Source organism: Empedobacter stercoris, assembly GCF_020281205.1.
GTDB classification, from domain to species: domain Bacteria; phylum Bacteroidota; class Bacteroidia; order Flavobacteriales; family Weeksellaceae; genus Empedobacter; species Empedobacter stercoris.
In genome coordinates this window covers 1-16,041 of record NZ_JACXZC010000024.1, presented here as the reverse complement: position 1 = coordinate 16,041, position 16,041 = coordinate 1, and the positions used below count along the sequence as shown (strand labels likewise).

The following is a 16,041-nucleotide window of genomic DNA, read 5'->3' as shown; positions in this document are numbered from 1 at the left end:
CAAATCTTAATAAAAAGTTAAAATATGATTTTTAAATCATTTTAAATAAGTGTTAACGTTATAAAAAAAACAATATATTAGAGTGTTTTTAATGGTGTTAACATTTATTTATGTTAATATTTTCTTATGATATTTCTTTCAAATGATTAAATTTGAATGCCCTTACCTTCTGAAAATTCAATTAGAAATAATTGAATTTTTGGAAATAATATTTACAATTATTACTTAATCAATAAATGATTTAGTGAAATATCTTATAAAATCAGCAGTAATAACCATTACTGCTGATTTTTTTTATTTCGAATTGTAGCTCGCTCTCACTGTGATCTGAGCTGTTTTTTGTCGAGAAATTGTATTAAACGATCCACCTGCCGAATATTCTTCATTGTCATTTTTTCCTGTAATCTGGAAAATTCCTAAATCGGCTTGTTTTAATTTTCCTAAACTCGATCCAGATTTTGTAGCAATATTTTCTGCTCGTTGTTTCGCATTTTCAGAAGCCTGTGCAATTAATTCTAATTTCAAATCTTCTAATTTTGAGTAATAATAATTAGGACTCGAAGAACTTAATTCAATTCCTTGACTAATTAAATTTGAGATTTCGCGCGAAGCTTTTTCAATTTTATCCAATTCTTTTGACTCAATTGTGGCGTCTTGCGATAAATTGTAGCCTGTAAATTGACTGAAAGAATTACCATTAGAATCGCTTCCATATTGAAAATCTTTTGTGATATTCACCGCTTCAAATACAATTTCATTTGGTTTGATTCCTTGCGAAATGAGAAAGTTTTTTACAATTACCTGATCAGTTTTTAATTGATCCGAAGCAACTTTCAAATCAAAATCTTTTCGACTAAAAGTAGCTCGCCATTTGACTAAATCAGCATCAAAGTTTTTCAATGCATTTCCTGTCACATTAATGGATTCTGTTGTTTTGAATTTATATTTATAGGCATTTCCTAAAATACAAGCTGCGGCAATTAATCCGACGGCTAAAATAGAAGCGACAATAACTGAAAATTTATTCATAATAATATGTTTTTCAGTAAATATACGAAAAAATGAAAAACGATTATTCACTACTAATAGTGAAGTTATGCCAATAAAATAGGAAAATCTTGATTGATAATAAAAATGACTAAATTTCCTTCAGAATAATCAATAGTCACTAAATCTTCTGTAGCTTTATTGCGCGTTCCAATACGAGAAAGTAAGTTTAAATCTTCGTTGTTTAATGGATATTCTAAACCTTTTGTGACTATATTTTTACATTCAGGAAAGGGTAGAAGTGAAATTGTTCTTCCAAAATAACCTTCTAATTTTGTTTCTTTTTCTGCGAAAAAATAATGGCTATAATTATCGTAAAATAAAATATTGATTTGATTTTTAAAACGAAAAGCAGCATTTAAATTTCCGATAAAATGGTCTTGTTGTCGACCACTTGCACCAAAAACATCAACATGTTCAAATCCTTTATCAATAATGATTTGCAATGCTTTTGCAAAATCGGTGTCGTTTTGTTCTGGTGTCGATATAACCTCAATTCCAGCAGGAAAATCATTCTGCTGTGTTGAATCAAAATCGCCCGAAATAACATCGGGCGTTATATTTAATTGCTGTAAATAATGAAAAGCTCCATCTGTACAAAAAATAAGATCATAATCTGTAGCAGTTGGAAAAATGGTTGGAATTTCACCATTCAGAAATAAAAGTGCTTTGTTATTCACCTGGAATCCATTTTACTTCTTCGTGATTATTATCTGCGGCAATTTTACGACCTAATACAAATAGATAATCAGAAAGTCGATTTAAATATTTTTGTAATTCAGAACGAATATCTTCTACTTCAGCTAATCCAACTGTTAAACGTTCTGCGCGACGACAAATGCAACGTGCCACATGTGCGTGTGATGCAGCTTGGTTTCCACCTGGAAGAATAAAATGTGTCAATTGTTCTAATTGTCCTTCCAAATCATCAATCCATTCTTCTAATTGTACAATATCTTCTTCGGAAATAGTCTTCGGAATACGAGGTTTACCATTTGCTAAATATAATTTATCGACTGGTGTAGCTAATTCTGCACCAAGATTGAATAAATCTTTTTGGATAATTATAATTTCTTCCTCCAATGCAGGATCGATTTCATAAGAACGGATTAACCCTAAATAAGAATTTAATTCATCAACTGTTCCGTATGAATCAATTTTTAAACTATTTTTTGAGACACGAGTTCCACCATATAAACCTGTTGTTCCTTTGTCTCCTGTTTTTGTATATACTTTCATGTGATTTCAACTAACTAATAATTATCGAAGATAAACATTTTATTGCAAATTTTTAGGTAAAAGAGGTTTTGTTAAAAAGTGATACCCAACTGCAACAATAATTAATACAACGAATGTTAGAATCCATAAAACATCAAATCCGTACGATGTTGCAATATGCGTTCCGAGGAATGGAGAGATTATAAATGCAGCTGCATTCGACATTCCATTTAAGCCCATATAAGCACCACGATTATTTCTTTGAGCTCGGAAAGCCGTAACGGTAGACATTAAGGGTAAAACCAACATTTCACCAATAGACATCATAAAAATGGCTACATATAGCATACCGATGGTATGATTGAAACTGAAAATAGAATAACTAATTGCGGTTATAAAAGAACCAAATACCAAGAGTTTAGTAATGGTGTATTTTTTTTCGGTATAATGGATCAATAACATTTCAAAAACCACAATGATAATTCCACTGAATCCCATTAATAGTCCAATTTCTGATTGCGTCATTTGAACGACATCTTTATAGAAAAGCGGAAGTGTGTTTAGAATTTGGAAAAATGCAACCGAAAATAATAAACATATAATATTGAATAAAATAAAAGGCATGTCGGTATATGCATTACGTTCTTTTACTTCTTTTTGTTCGATTTCTTTTACATCGTCTTCTACCATGTTTCGTTCTTTTCTACCATAGAAAAAAGAAACGAATACAATTCCTGCGATAAGTGCTGCTCCTGCATTACAATAGAAGAGCAAATCGTACGAATAATTGGATAAGAATCCACCCATCGATGGTCCAATAGAAAAACCTAAATTAATTGCCATACGGTTTAAAGAAAATGCACGGGTAATGTTTTGTTTTTTAGCATAACGTGTAATGGCAACCGAGTTAGCTGGACGAAACATTTCGCTTATTGTACTTAAAATAAGCATGATGATTGAAAACGATAAGACCGTTGAAAAATAAGGCAAGATTAAAAATAAGGGCGCACTCAAAAATAAACTTAAAGCTTGTACTTTGAAGTTACCAATTTTATCAGTAATCCATCCGCCAAGCCATGAACCTAAAACTGCTCCAATTCCATAACAACTTAAAACAATTCCAGATTGTTCTAAACTAAAATCAAGTTCAGAAATCAAATAAATTCCTAAAAAAGGTAAAACCATCGAACCCATCCGATTTAACAACATGACGATGGCTAACATCCAAGATTCCTTCGATAATCCACTATAAGCGTCAATGTAAATTTTCAGAATTTTTTTCATCTCCTCATTTTCTTTAAAAAAGTGGTACAAAGTTAAGTTCTTTTTTCGCAAAAATTCGTTTATTTATCAAGCTTTCTGATATTCTTTGACTACTTTTGATACCACTAATAAAATAAACTCATCACTATGCTATTTTATCACTTCATTCTAAAGATCTTAATTGTCATCAATGGGCTTGGAGCTGCCTCTGGATTGGTTGTAGATAAACGCTATGTTTATACTATTTCTGATGATAATCCACATTTATTTGTCTACGATAAGAAGAAAAAAGAAGTTGAAAAAATAAATTTGAATCCTGAAGTAAAGTCTGAAGGAAGCCATAAAAAAGATAAACCAGATTTTGAAGCAATTACGAAATACAAAGATCATTTATATATTTTAGGTTCAGGATCAAAAGAAAATCGTTTCGATTTGATTTCATATAATCTTAAAACGAAGCAAGTAGAAAATAAAACGTATCGTGATCTTTTTGAAAAGTTTTTAAGTGTTTCGAAATTATCTAAAAAAGATTTTAACATCGAAGGTATCATTACAGATGGACATTGTACTTATTTTTTTAACAGAGGAAATGGACCTGCTGCTGCAAATGGAATTTATAGAGTGGGAGGTGCTTTAAATGATTTGAAAAATAAACCAATTGACTATTTTCCAATTACATTACCAAAATTAAATAACGAAATCACAACTTTTTCTGATGCGATTATGGTTGATGGTAAAATATTGTTTACGGCAACGGTAGAATCTAAAAGTACAACTCAGTTTAATGGAGAAATAAAAGGCTCTATTATTGGCGAGTTGGATTTAGCGATTATGGAGGTTACACGTTGGCAAAAAATATCAGACGATAAGAAAATCGAAGGATTAGCGTTATACAAAGAATCTCGAAAAAACTATACCTTGTATTTGTGCGAAGATAATGATGATGATTCGAAAAATGCATCGATTTATATCTACAAATATCAAAAAGAACTTTAAATTTTAGAATAACGATGATCAAAATACGGACATTGATTTTCGATTTATTCTTAAAAAATTGTGAAAGTATTTTCAAGACTATTATATTTGTCCGTCAAAATTTATTTATCAATTAAACATTATGCGAGGAAGATGGCTCATTGCAGCATTTGCAATCATTTTAAGTCTCTTGTGTATCAGACAACTAAGTTATACTTGGTACACCACTAAAGTAGAGAATGAGGCTGCGCGTTTGGCGAGTAAGCCAGAAGACGAACCAAGAATTTTAGATAGCTTGGCTCAGCATCCTCTTGATTTAGGAATTATCAAGTACGATTACGAGTATGCTAAAAACAATGAAATCAATTTAGGATTAGATTTGAAAGGTGGTATTAACGTAATTTTACAAGTTTCTGAAAGAGATTTATTACTAAATTTATCAGCGAAAAGTCAAAATCCAATGTTGGCAGCAGCTTTGGACGCTACTGATAAAGCCCAAAAAACAAACGGTAACGTACCTTATGTAGAATTATTTTTTCAAGAGTTTGATAAAATAAAAGGAGGAACAAAATATGCAGCTGCGGATTTGTTTGGTAACAAAAACAATGCAGATAAAATTGCTTATAACGCTTCTGACGATCAGGTAAAAGAGGTGATTCGTAAAGATATCGAAGCTAAAGTTGCCACTGCATATGATGTAATTAAGTCTCGTATCGACCAATTTGGAGTTGTAGAACCAGTTGTTCAACGATTAGGAGATAAAGGTGATGGACGTATCTTGGTAGAATTACCAGGTGTTTCTGATACTGACCGTGTAAAAAAATTATTACAATCTACAGCAAAATTAGAGTTTTGGCAGGTTGTTCGTCAAGATCCAACAGTTTTACAATATTTTTCTGGTGTAAATACAGAAAAGTACAATGTAAAAAATGACAAAGGACAAACGATTAAATCGTTAGCTGAAGTTATGCAACCAACAGGTTCTAATGCGAGTTTTGTTGTAAATGTTAAAGATACCGCTGTTGTAAATCGTGTGTTACAAGACAAAAGTTTTGTGCCTGGTTTACCAGCAAACATCAGAGGATATAAATATTCTTGGGCGAATAAGCCAATGAATTTAGGAAATCAAGCTAATGATAAATCAGCGCCTAAATTATTAGAATTTTATGTTTTAAAAGGGAAAAATGGTTCTCAAGAGCCATTAATTGAAGGTGATAAAGTAGTTTCAGCTTCTGCAGATCGTAACCCAGGCTCTATTACAAATGAACCAGTAGTTTCGATGCAAATGAATCCAGTAGGCGCACAAGAATGGGCACGTATTACGGACGAATTAAAACCTTCTTCAATTGATCGTGACGGTCAAGGTGTTGCAATTGTGTTAGATAATATGGTGTATTCTGCACCGAATATTAAAAACCAAATTACAGGAGGTAACTCTCAAATTTCGGGTAACTTTACGTTAGAAGAAGCAAAAGATTTAGCAAATATTTTACAAGCAGGTTCTTTACCAGCTTCATCTAAAATTGTTTCAGCGGAGGTTGTAGGACCTTCATTAGGACAAGAAGCAATTAACAGTTCTTTGATTGCATTTGGTTGTGCGTTTACATTGGTATTAATCTGGATGTTGTTCTACTACAGCCGTGCAGGTATCTATGCGAACATAGCATTAATCGTTAACTTATTATTCTTATTAGGATTCTTAGTTTCATTAAAAGCTACTTTATCTTTACCAGGTATCGCCGGGATTATCTTGACGTTGGTAACAGGAATGGACGCGAATATCTTAATTTACGAACGTGTAAAAGAAGAATTAAGAAAAGGAAAATCATTACGACAAGCAGTAGATTTTGCTTACTCTTGGAAAGGTGCTTTCTCTGCAATTATTGATGCGAATTCAACATCATTTATCACAGCTTTAATTTTATTCTTCTTTGGTAAAGGTCCAGTTGTAGGTTTCGCAACAACGTTTATGATCGGTATTTTTACTTCTACATTTACAGCGATTTTTATTACCCGCTATTTTGTAGAAGGTCGTTTAGCAAAAGGAAAATCAGTTCCTTTCTATACATCTTTTACAGCGCATTGGTTACAAAATATCAAAGTTGACTTATTAAAAACAAGAAAGATTTCGTATGCGATTTCAGCTGTTTTAACTACTGTAGCATTGATTTCTATTTTCACAAAAGGATTTGATATGGGTATCGAGTTTCAAGGTGGACGTACATATACAGTTCGTTTTGATAAACATGTAGATCCTCAGCAAATTTCTGAAAGTTTAGGTGATGTCTTTGTTTTGGACGGAGAAAAAATGCAACCTCAAGTAAAAACATATGGTGGTCAAAACCAAGTAAAGATTACAACTGCATACAAAGCAGATGAGGATGGAACTAATGTAGATGACGAAATAAAAGATAAATTATATACAGGGCTTAAATCTTATTTACCAGCAAATATGTCTGAGAAAGATTTCTCAGAAGATAATGCGACAATAGGTTTAATGTCTTCTGCAAAAGTAGGTCCTACAATTGCTGATGATACGACAAGAGCTTCATTTATTGCAGTTTCTTTAGCATTAGTAGCAATTTTCTTCTACTTAATCATCATGTTCAAACGTTGGCAATTCTCATTATCAACTATCATTGCTTTGGCGCATGACGTAATTATTGTATTAGGTGTTTTCTCTTTATTTAAAGGTGTTTTACCATTCAATATGGAGATTGACCAAGCCTTTATTGCTGCGATTTTGACAGTAATTGGTTATTCGATGAATGACTCGATTATTATCTTGGATCGTATTCGTGAAAACTTAACAGTTGAGAAAAACCATAAATTGTATAATATTATTAATATTTCTACATCAGAAACATTATCTCGTACAATCAATACGTCTTTATCAACGTTCTTAATCGTATTAATCATCTTTGCATTTGGTGGAGAATCAATCAAAGGATTTATGTTTGCGAAATTGATTGGTATTGTAATTGGTACTTTCTCATCTATTTTCGTTGCATCTCCTTTATTGTACGACTTTACGAAAAAAGGTCAAATGAATAAATAAGATTCAATTTTAAATAAATTTTAAGAAAGCCATCAGAGAAATTTGATGGCTTTTTTTCTTTTACTCCATTTAGATTTTATACATTTGTTTTGTGAATAGTTTAGTAATATACCCAGCGTTTTTAGACTTTCAAGAAGTCGTGATTATTATGGTAGTTGCCGTGGTAATTTTTGGACCAGATAAAATTCCGGAAATTGCACGTGGTTTGGGAGCTGCAGTACGAAAACTGAAAGAAGCTTCAGAAGATATCAAACAAGAAATTATGAATCCTGTTCAGGAAGTAGATCCAACAAAGGACATTCAAAATACAATTAATGAATTAAATCCATTGAATGAAGTGAAAGAAACTTTTCAAAAAATTAATCCAATGGAAGATTTCCAAAAATCGTTTGAAGAGGTAAGTAATCCAGTTGATGAATTACACAATGCCATTCATCAAGAGAATACTGTCGAAACAGCTTTGAGAGATACAGATTCACCAACAATGAAGCCTGTAGATCCAGTTCAAGATATAGAAACTCCAACTTCAACTGAACCAATTGCAGAAGAACCTGTAGAACCAGTTGTTGAAGAACCTACGATTATCAAGGAACCAAAAACTGTCGATGAAGCATTAGGATTAGGTGGATCAGTAAGTAGATAATGATACAAGATTTTTTTGATTGGGACGTACAAATATTTTTGTATTTCAATAATTTAGGTATAGAAAGTTGGGATTGGTTTTGGTTATTGGTTACCAATAAAAAAACGTGGATTCCGCTTTATGTCATATTTCTTGTTTTGTTGTACATTAAACTTGGATGGAAAAAGACATTATTAGCCGGAATTTGTGTTGCGTTAATGATAACGTGTGCTGATCAATTTACCAATATCCTAAAAAATTCTTTCCAACGTTATAGACCATGTTATACAGAATCTATTCAAGGCTTATTCCGTCCAATAGATTGTGAGGGGAGAGGTCGTTTTGGTTTTACATCTGCTCATGCTTCTAATCACATGGCGATTGCTATTTTTATGGGAATTATTTTAAGACGCTATTACAAATGGTTATTGTATGTTTTAATTGTTTGGGCATTAATGGTTGCTTACAGTAGAGTATATGTTGGTGTACATTTTACAGGTGATATATTTTTCGGAACCTTAATCGGTGTATTTTTCTCTATCATATTCCTAAAAATATATTATTTCTTGGAAAAAAAATATTTGCAGAATATCTAAAATAAAATTGACTAAATCAATACATATCAAAAAAGTCTATAACAAATTGTTATAGACTTTTTTAGTAAACTTAATTAAGTTATTAATACAATTATGTAAAATAGAAATAAAACTATTCGATTGTTTCGTCCAGTTTCTTAGGCTTTTTCTTCAAACGAAGAGCTTTCTTTTTTGCTAAGAATGAATTCAAATCTTCATCAATTTCAGTAGAATTTTCATCACCCAAAAGATAGCCCCAAGGTTTTAGTTCGGTCACATTATCAAAAACAATTTTCATCAACGCAAGGATTGGTATAGATAACAACATTCCCATAATTCCCCAAGTCATTTCGCCAATAACCAAACCAATAATGACAATTAGTGAATTTATTTTTACTTTAGATCCTACAATTTTTGGCATCACAACATTTCCGTCAATTGCGTGAATTGCAATGAAAGCAATTAATACAAAAAATAATTTTGAGGTAGACATTGTTGCGAAGGTGATGATAAGCGTTACGATTAATGAAATAATAATCCCAACATACGGAACAACGTTAAGTACTCCTGTTAAAATAGCCAATACAAATTTATATTTGAGCCCAAGAATCGAAAATGCAATAAATGATAAAATTGAAACTATTAGCATCTGTAAGAATAAGCCAATTAAATATTGTTTGACCATTTTTTGAATAGATGTAATCACATTATATACTTGATCGTGCGTATTCGAATTGAAAGCGTAATAAAGGAATTTAACCAAATGTCCACGGTAAATAAGCAAGAAAACGATGTATAAAAAAGTAAATAAAACGGTTACAGTCATTGACGACACGATTGAAAGTACCTTTTCTATGACAATTGTACTTGTCTCGATAGTGGTTTTTACATTTTTTGTCAAATATTCCATTTGCGCATGCGAATTAATACCAAACGTGTGATGAATCCATTTCTGTAAATCGATAAAAGCTTCAATTATCTGCATCTGAAAAACAGGCCATTCATTCGCTATATCAGCCATTTGTATGGCGATTAAATAGAAAATTCCTAATATAAATGCTGCAAATAATAGAGTTGTTATGATACTTGAAATTGCTCTTGGAAGAAACAAATATCTTTCGAAAAAAGTAGAAATAGGCGATAGTAATATCGAAATTAAGAAGCCTAAAATTAATGGAACTAAAATCGCTTTACCTATTATTGATATATATGTTAAACAAATGATTGACAATAATGTGCAAGTTAGTTTTAAATAAAAAGGCCATTTTCTAATGACTTCCATAATGTAAAGTATTTTATGTTGACAATATTATAAAATTGATTCTATAAATATAGTTTTATTTTGTTAGATAATATTTGATTGTATAGTTTATTTCATTAAAAAAACCACGTTGTAAAAACGTGGTTTTCAGTATATAATGAAAGATGATTATTTTTTCTTCGTCTCTTTATTTTCTTCAATAATAGTCATTTCATCAATCAAACGTTGTGCATTTGCATATTTGTCAACTACCCATAAAATATAACGAGCGTCAACCATAATATTACGACAAATTTCTGGATCATAATTTAAATCTGACATAGTTCCTTCCCAAACACGGTCAAAGTTCAATCCGATTAATTCTCCTTTTGCATTTAATGCTGGAGAACCAGAGTTTCCTCCTGTTGTATGATTGGTTGCGATAAAGTTTACAGCTAATTTACCGTCTTTATCAGCATATTTACCATAGTCTTTGTTGTCATATAAACTAACCATTTGTTTTGGTAAATCATATTCGTAATCTCCAGGAACATATTTTTCCATTACGCCATCCATGTGTGTTACAGGTTCGTAATAAACCGCATCACGAGGTTGATAACCATCAACTTTACCATATGTTACACGTAAAGTAGAATTCGCATCTGGGAAGATTTTTTTATCTGTAAATACATCCATTTGCGCTTTCATATAGGTACGCATCAATTTGTTGATCTTATCTTGATTCGCTAAATAGGTAGGCGTTACATTTGTTTGATTCGATTCTAAAACAATACGAACTTGACTAATCAATGCATCTTCTTTTAGCGCTTTAATAAATTCAGCATCGTTTTCAGCTAAAGCTTTGATATTACCTAAAAGAGATTGTCCATTCATTTTTTTCGTTCCGTTAATCACCGAGTTTCCTAAAGCAGTTTTAATGTTTGCTGCAGTTGTATTCGGTAATAATTTTTGTGGAACTACTTTGAAATAATTATCAGCCAAATCAGAAGAAATTGTTTTGTCTAATTCTGGATTATAATCCTTGTGCATAGACGCTACCGTATTCAACGCTTTTGCTTTTGTTTCAGCATAATTTTTTTGCCCTACAGCATTCAAAATATTATTCAACGTTAAAGCCATTCTGAACGTTTCTGAATTTGAGAAAAACGACTCAGAGAACATAGTGTTCGCTAAATTATAATCTTGATTTGCTTTATTCACGTCATTTAATTCAGAAATAATGTTCGCATATTGAGCGTTTAATTTCGAATTTTTAGCAATACGATTCATAAATTCTTGTTCGTATTGTTGACGTTTTTCTACCGCTTTCGAACGATTAAGCCCTAAAACTTCACCAATCCATTTTTTGTGTGCATTCGAAATACGTGCTTGTTTAGACGCATACGCAATACGAGTTGCATTGTCTTCTCGCATTTTTTTATCGATGTGCGATAATGCAATTGTACGAACATTAATACGTGCCGGATTGATGACATCTTTGATTTGTTTGATAGAAGAAGCTGGTAAATATTCGTCCGTTACACCTGGAAAACCATAAACAAACGTGAAATCGTCTTCGTTAATTCCCGAAATATTAATTGGTAAGTGATGTTTTGGTTTGTAAGGTACATTGTCTACTGAATATTCTGCAGGTTTATTGTTTTTATCCGCATAGATTCTAAACATAGCAAAATCTCCAGTATGACGTGGCCAAACCCAGTTATCGGTATCATTTCCATATTTACCAATTGCTGACGGTGGTGCACCAACTAAACGTACGTCTTTGAACGTTTCTGTTGTAAATTGGTAGTATTTATTTCCTTTATAGAAAGGTTTAATGAAAACTGTTTGGTACGATTCTTTTTTGCTTTTTGCATTAAAATCTTCGCTATTTTTTTTGATGATTTTGTTACGTTCTTCTTCAGACATATTCTCATTCACACCTTTTAAAATAGCTGTAGTTACATCTTTTATATCAATGATAAAAGTCGCTGTTAACCCTTCGTTTGGTAATTCGTCTTTTAACTCTTTAGCCCAAAAACCATCTGTTAAATAATCATTTTCTAAAGATGAATGCGCTTGAATTTCTCCATAACCACAGTGATGATTAGTTAATAATAAACCATTTGGAGAAATAACTTCAGATGTACAACCACCACCAAAATGCGCAACTGCATTATTGATACTTTTATCTCCAGTACTGAAAATGTCTTTTGATGAGATTTTCAATCCCATGTCTTTCATTTCCTTTTCATTCAATTCTGTCGGAATCCACATTCCTCCACCTTGTTGTGCAAACGCATTGAAACTTGCAAACAAAGCCATTAAAATAGACCCTTTAACGAATAGTTTCTTCATTTTTATTTGATTATTTTATTGTATCGATTTCTTAGATTTTCAAAGATAAAGAAATTTACATAAAACCAACTTGATTTCTTAAAACCATTGTAAATAGTGAGTTTTTAAGGATTAATTTTTAATATTTTTGAGCATTAAATGTAGATAAATGAAAAGAGTACTGTTAGTTGGTTTAATAGCTTTAGGATTGCAATCGTGCACTATAAAAGAAGAATATGTTATTTATGAAGATGGAAAAATTGATTATAATTATTCGTTAAATGGCAATGATTTAAAATCATATATTCAAGATGAAGGTGGTTACAATTCACTTTTGAATGAAAAAAAAGAGGTGGTAGAGAACTTAAAAAAAGGATTAACAATTGAATCATTGCATAAAATAATGATTGAAGATGAAGATTTTTTGAATGATAAAAGGAGTAATGCAATCGCTTATTTTGAGGAAAATAAATTACTATATGAAAAATTTAAACAGCATAAAGTATATATTGATTTTAATGAATTAACGTATTCAACCGAGTTAAATTCAGTATCAACTGTCATCAGTAAAGAAAGTGAAGAGTTGAATACGTTTTTATTCAATTTGTTTATAGCGATTGATAATCCATTCAATACAAATTATTTAAACAATCAGAAGAATATAAATTCAACCAGTACCGAAATTGTATTTAATAAAGAAGATTTTAAGACTTTAGTCAGTGGCTTAATGCCGAATTTTGATGCTGGAACGGGAGATAATATGGTGTATAATAATATGTTTAATTATCAATTAATTATTCATGCGCCAACTAAAATAGTAAGTAGTACAGTTGAAGATGCCAATTTCTCCTTGGACCAAAAAACGATTCGACTAAATTTTACATTCAATGATATTATTTCGGGTAAGAATAAATCAGCCAAAATTACCTATTAAACGCATAGTTTCGTAAATTTGATTTTCGAAACACATTGTAAAATGAAACAAATTGTCGAGTTCCAAGATTTGGGAATGAACAGAAATTACCAAGAAATATGGGATTATCAAGAAAGTCTTTTAGCCGAAAATATAGCCGCAAAACAGTACAACAGAGCACAAGAAAAGGAGGGAGGAACTGATTTTAAGAATACCAAAAATCATTTGCTTTTCGTAGAACATCCGCATGTTTATACACTTGGGAAAAGTGGTCATTTAGAAAATATGTTGGCGTCGAGCGATAAGTTAAATGAAATTCAAGCAACATTTGTTAAAACGAATCGTGGTGGCGATATTACGTATCATGGACCGCAACAATTGGTTGGGTATCCGATTATGGATTTAGAAAATTTTAAACCCGACATTCATTTGTATATGCGCAATTTGGAAGAAGTAATCATCAAAACAATTGCAGAATATGGTTTAAAAGGTGTTCGTTCTCAAGGAGAAACAGGTGTTTGGTTAGACGTTGGTCGACCTTATGCGCGCAAAATTTGTGCAATGGGAGTTAAAGCTTCTCGTTGGGTTACGATGCATGGTTTTGCTCTTAATGTGAATACAGATATGCGTTATTTTGAATATATTGTTCCATGTGGAATCCAAGATAAAGCCGTTGCGTCATTAGAAAGAGAGCTCGGTCATCAGGTAGATATGAACGAAGTAAAAGCGTTTACGAAAAAACATTTTGCTGAAGTTTTTGATGTAGCCTATAAATAAACATTTCTAAGAATAAAAATTATAGTAAAGACCGTTTTTTGTAAAACGGTCTTTTTTATTGGTTTTTAATTTGTTATAAACACTTCAATTAAATGTTTTTCATTTTCGACTATTTTTTAATTTTTTGTTAAAGAATAATTATAAATTTAGCACTTATAAAGAAACGTAATAATGGAAAATAACCAAATCAAAACGAATTATCCAGCGCTCTATACACTGATAATCGTCTTTTTTTTCTGGGGTTTTATTGCCGCAGGTAACAATATTTTTATTCCTTTTTGTAAAAATTATTTCAATTTAGATCAATTTCAATCACAATTAATCGACTTTGCATTTTATACTGCGTATTATGTAGGTGCTTTGCTTTTGTATATTTTTGGCGTTGTAAAAGGTAAAGATCTTGTTGGGCAATGGGGATATAAAAGAAGTATTGTTTACGGACTTTTGTTTTCTGCAATAGGAGCTGGCGCAATGATTATTGCGGTTCAAATTAATGTATATACAGCAATGTTAGTGGGGTTATTTATTGTAGCGTTAGGCTTTTCTTTGCAACAAACAGCGGCCAACCCTTTTGCTGTTCTTTTGGGAGATCCTAAAACAGGAACTTCACGTGTAAATTTAGGTGGAGGAATCAATTCCTTTGGAACAACAATTGGTCCGTTAGTAATTGGTTTTGCATTGTTTGGTACTTTTGAACATGTTTCGGATGACGCGATAAAAAGTTTACCACTTACAAAAGTAGAATATCTATACATTGGTGTTGGATTATTGTTTGTTATTGCAGCAGGAATTTTCTTTTTCTCAAAAAAAGTTCCAGATGGTATCAATAACGAACCAATGGAAAAATCTAACAAAGCATTAACAACATTAATTGTAATGACAATTTTATTGTTTGTAATGTTTGTACCAGTATTTTTGAGTTATAAAAGTGATGAGGCTTTAAAAATTGAAGAATTAAGCAGATTAATTGAAGCTAATCAAAATGTAGAATTAGTCAATCAATATAAAGCAGAAATTGCAACAATCAAAGAACCATTAGAAATGTATCGTATGTCATGGTTATTTGGTGCTTTAGCAGTCGTAGTTGTAGGATTATTGTATGCTTATTTCAGCGCTTCAAAAAAGGCAGAAGGCTGGGGAGCGATGAAATATCCTCAATTAATTTTAGGAATGTTAGCCCTTTTTCTTTATGTTGGAGTAGAGGTCGCAATTGGCTCTAATTTAGGTGAATTATTAACATTGAAAGAGTTTGGTAGCCTAAGTTCTTCACAAATTACACCTTACGTGACGATGTATTGGGGAAGTATGATGATTGGTCGTTGGGCAGGTGCAATTAGTGCCTTCAATTTGACTAAATCAAAAAAACAATTGTTATTAATTATTGTTCCATTAATCGCTTATTCAATTATTATTGGTGTTAATACAATGGCTGGTTTCGATATGTCGCATTTGTATTATTATATTATATGTATTGCTTTACAAATTGTCGCATTCTTTTTATCAAAAGATAAACCAGCTCGTACATTATTAATTTTCGCAATATTTGGAGCAGTAGCAATGATTATTGGATTATTTTCTACAGGTATGACAGCTATCTATGCTTTCTTAGCAGGAGGATTAGCATGTTCTATTATGTGGCCAGCAATTTTCAGTTTATCAATTGTAGGATTAGGAAAATATACTGCGCAAGGATCTGCTTTTTTAGTAATGATGATTTTAGGAGGTGGAATTATCCCGCCAATTCAAGGAAAATTATCTGATATTATTGGAATTCATAATTCGTATATTATCCCATTATTTTGTTTTGCCTACCTTATTTTGTTCGCAATTATGGTAAAAGGATTTTTAACAAAACAAGGAATCAATATTGATGAATTAGAATCAGAAGGTAGTCATTAAAATAGTTTAAATTATGAAATAAAAAAAGCCGAGCAAAAGCTAGACTGCACCCAAAAGTTTGGACAGATTAAAAATTAATAATTATAAAAATGAGTTCGATATTGTATCGGGCTCATT

Annotated in this window: 13 protein-coding genes; 7 read left to right on the top strand and 6 right to left on the bottom strand. The window is 31.5% G+C overall.

All coding sequences use genetic code 11. The annotated features are described in order from the left end of the window. Positions 1-294 precede the first annotated feature (294 nt). From IF125_RS10950 to IF125_RS10935, 4 genes are all read right to left on the bottom strand, one after another. Positions 295-1,029 carry an SIMPL domain-containing protein gene (locus IF125_RS10950; protein ID WP_171622151.1) on the bottom strand — a complete coding sequence of 245 codons (735 nt, stop codon included), beginning with the start codon at positions 1,027-1,029 and terminating at the stop codon, positions 295-297. A 65-nt stretch (positions 1,030-1,094) separates the two neighbouring features. Beyond that, a complete protein-coding gene (locus IF125_RS10945) occupies positions 1,095-1,727 on the bottom strand; it encodes a thiamine diphosphokinase (protein ID WP_225542501.1) in 633 nt (210 codons plus the stop codon). After that, positions 1,720-2,286, bottom strand: coding sequence for a cob(I)yrinic acid a,c-diamide adenosyltransferase (locus tag IF125_RS10940; RefSeq protein WP_171622149.1), 567 nt, complete (start codon positions 2,284-2,286; stop codon positions 1,720-1,722). Before IF125_RS10940 ends, IF125_RS10945 begins: the two co-directional genes overlap by 8 nt. Before the next feature lie 39 nt (positions 2,287-2,325). Beyond that, positions 2,326-3,549, bottom strand: a complete 1,224-nt coding sequence (locus IF125_RS10935; RefSeq protein ID WP_225542500.1) for an MDR family MFS transporter — start codon at positions 3,547-3,549, stop codon at positions 2,326-2,328. A gap of 126 nt (positions 3,550-3,675) precedes the next feature. Here IF125_RS10935 and IF125_RS10930 point away from each other — a divergent pair, with 126 nt between their 5' ends. The 4 genes from IF125_RS10930 to IF125_RS10915 all read left to right on the top strand — a co-directional run bounded on the left by IF125_RS10930 (position 3,676) and on the right by IF125_RS10915 (position 8,779). After that, complete coding sequence (locus IF125_RS10930) at positions 3,676-4,524, top strand: DUF6929 family protein (protein ID WP_225539207.1); 849 nt, start codon at positions 3,676-3,678, stop codon at positions 4,522-4,524. Positions 4,525-4,645: 121 nt separating this feature from the next. After that, complete coding sequence (secD, locus tag IF125_RS10925) at positions 4,646-7,561, top strand: protein translocase subunit SecD (RefSeq protein WP_225542499.1); 2,916 nt, start codon at positions 4,646-4,648, stop codon at positions 7,559-7,561. A 91-nt stretch (positions 7,562-7,652) separates the two neighbouring features. Continuing rightward, positions 7,653-8,204, top strand: coding sequence for a twin-arginine translocase TatA/TatE family subunit (locus tag IF125_RS10920; RefSeq protein WP_225542498.1), 552 nt, complete (start codon positions 7,653-7,655; stop codon positions 8,202-8,204). Beyond that, complete coding sequence (locus tag IF125_RS10915; RefSeq protein WP_225542497.1) at positions 8,204-8,779, top strand: phosphatase PAP2 family protein; 576 nt, start codon at positions 8,204-8,206, stop codon at positions 8,777-8,779. Before IF125_RS10920 ends, IF125_RS10915 begins: the two co-directional genes overlap by 1 nt. Positions 8,780-8,891: 112 nt before the next feature. Here IF125_RS10915 and IF125_RS10910 read toward each other — a convergent pair whose 3' ends face one another. Beyond that, a complete protein-coding gene (locus IF125_RS10910; protein ID WP_225542495.1) occupies positions 8,892-10,040 on the bottom strand; it encodes an AI-2E family transporter in 1,149 nt (382 codons plus the stop codon). A 147-nt stretch (positions 10,041-10,187) separates the two neighbouring features. Beyond that, on the bottom strand, positions 10,188-12,356 hold the full coding sequence (locus IF125_RS10905; RefSeq protein ID WP_225542494.1) for a S46 family peptidase: 2,169 nt from the start codon (positions 12,354-12,356) through the stop codon (positions 10,188-10,190). A gap of 148 nt (positions 12,357-12,504) precedes the next feature. On the opposite strand from IF125_RS10905, the gene IF125_RS10900 reads away from it, so the two are divergent. The 3 genes from IF125_RS10900 to IF125_RS10890 all read left to right on the top strand — a co-directional run bounded on the left by IF125_RS10900 (position 12,505) and on the right by IF125_RS10890 (position 15,924). Next, the gene (locus tag IF125_RS10900) at positions 12,505-13,269 is read left to right on the top strand and encodes a hypothetical protein (protein WP_225542492.1); all 765 of its coding nucleotides are present in this window, start codon (positions 12,505-12,507) and stop codon (positions 13,267-13,269) included. 42 nt (positions 13,270-13,311) lie between these two features. After that, positions 13,312-14,025: a lipoyl(octanoyl) transferase LipB gene (gene lipB, locus IF125_RS10895; protein WP_171622140.1), complete on the top strand. Its 714-nt coding sequence runs from the start codon at positions 13,312-13,314 to the stop codon at positions 14,023-14,025. A 171-nt stretch (positions 14,026-14,196) separates the two neighbouring features. Continuing rightward, on the top strand, positions 14,197-15,924 hold the full coding sequence (locus IF125_RS10890; protein ID WP_171622139.1) for an MFS transporter: 1,728 nt from the start codon (positions 14,197-14,199) through the stop codon (positions 15,922-15,924). The last annotated feature ends 117 nt before the right edge of the window (positions 15,925-16,041 follow it).

Coding starts and splice junctions, on each gene's coding strand:
- secD (WP_225542499.1), top strand. CDS start 4,646: ATGCGAGGAAGATGGCTCATTGCAGCATTTGCAATCATTTTAAGTCTC.
- IF125_RS10935 (WP_225542500.1), bottom strand. CDS start 3,549: ATGAAAAAAATTCTGAAAATTTACATTGACGCTTATAGTGGATTATCG.
- IF125_RS10950 (WP_171622151.1), bottom strand. CDS start 1,029: ATGAATAAATTTTCAGTTATTGTCGCTTCTATTTTAGCCGTCGGATTA.
- IF125_RS10915 (WP_225542497.1), top strand. CDS start 8,204: ATGATACAAGATTTTTTTGATTGGGACGTACAAATATTTTTGTATTTC.
- IF125_RS10930 (WP_225539207.1), top strand. CDS start 3,676: ATGCTATTTTATCACTTCATTCTAAAGATCTTAATTGTCATCAATGGG.
- IF125_RS10910 (WP_225542495.1), bottom strand. CDS start 10,040: ATGGAAGTCATTAGAAAATGGCCTTTTTATTTAAAACTAACTTGCACA.
- IF125_RS10900 (WP_225542492.1), top strand. CDS start 12,505: ATGAAAAGAGTACTGTTAGTTGGTTTAATAGCTTTAGGATTGCAATCG.
- IF125_RS10890 (WP_171622139.1), top strand. CDS start 14,197: ATGGAAAATAACCAAATCAAAACGAATTATCCAGCGCTCTATACACTG.
- IF125_RS10905 (WP_225542494.1), bottom strand. CDS start 12,356: ATGAAGAAACTATTCGTTAAAGGGTCTATTTTAATGGCTTTGTTTGCA.
- IF125_RS10940 (WP_171622149.1), bottom strand. CDS start 2,286: ATGAAAGTATATACAAAAACAGGAGACAAAGGAACAACAGGTTTATAT.
- lipB (WP_171622140.1), top strand. CDS start 13,312: ATGAAACAAATTGTCGAGTTCCAAGATTTGGGAATGAACAGAAATTAC.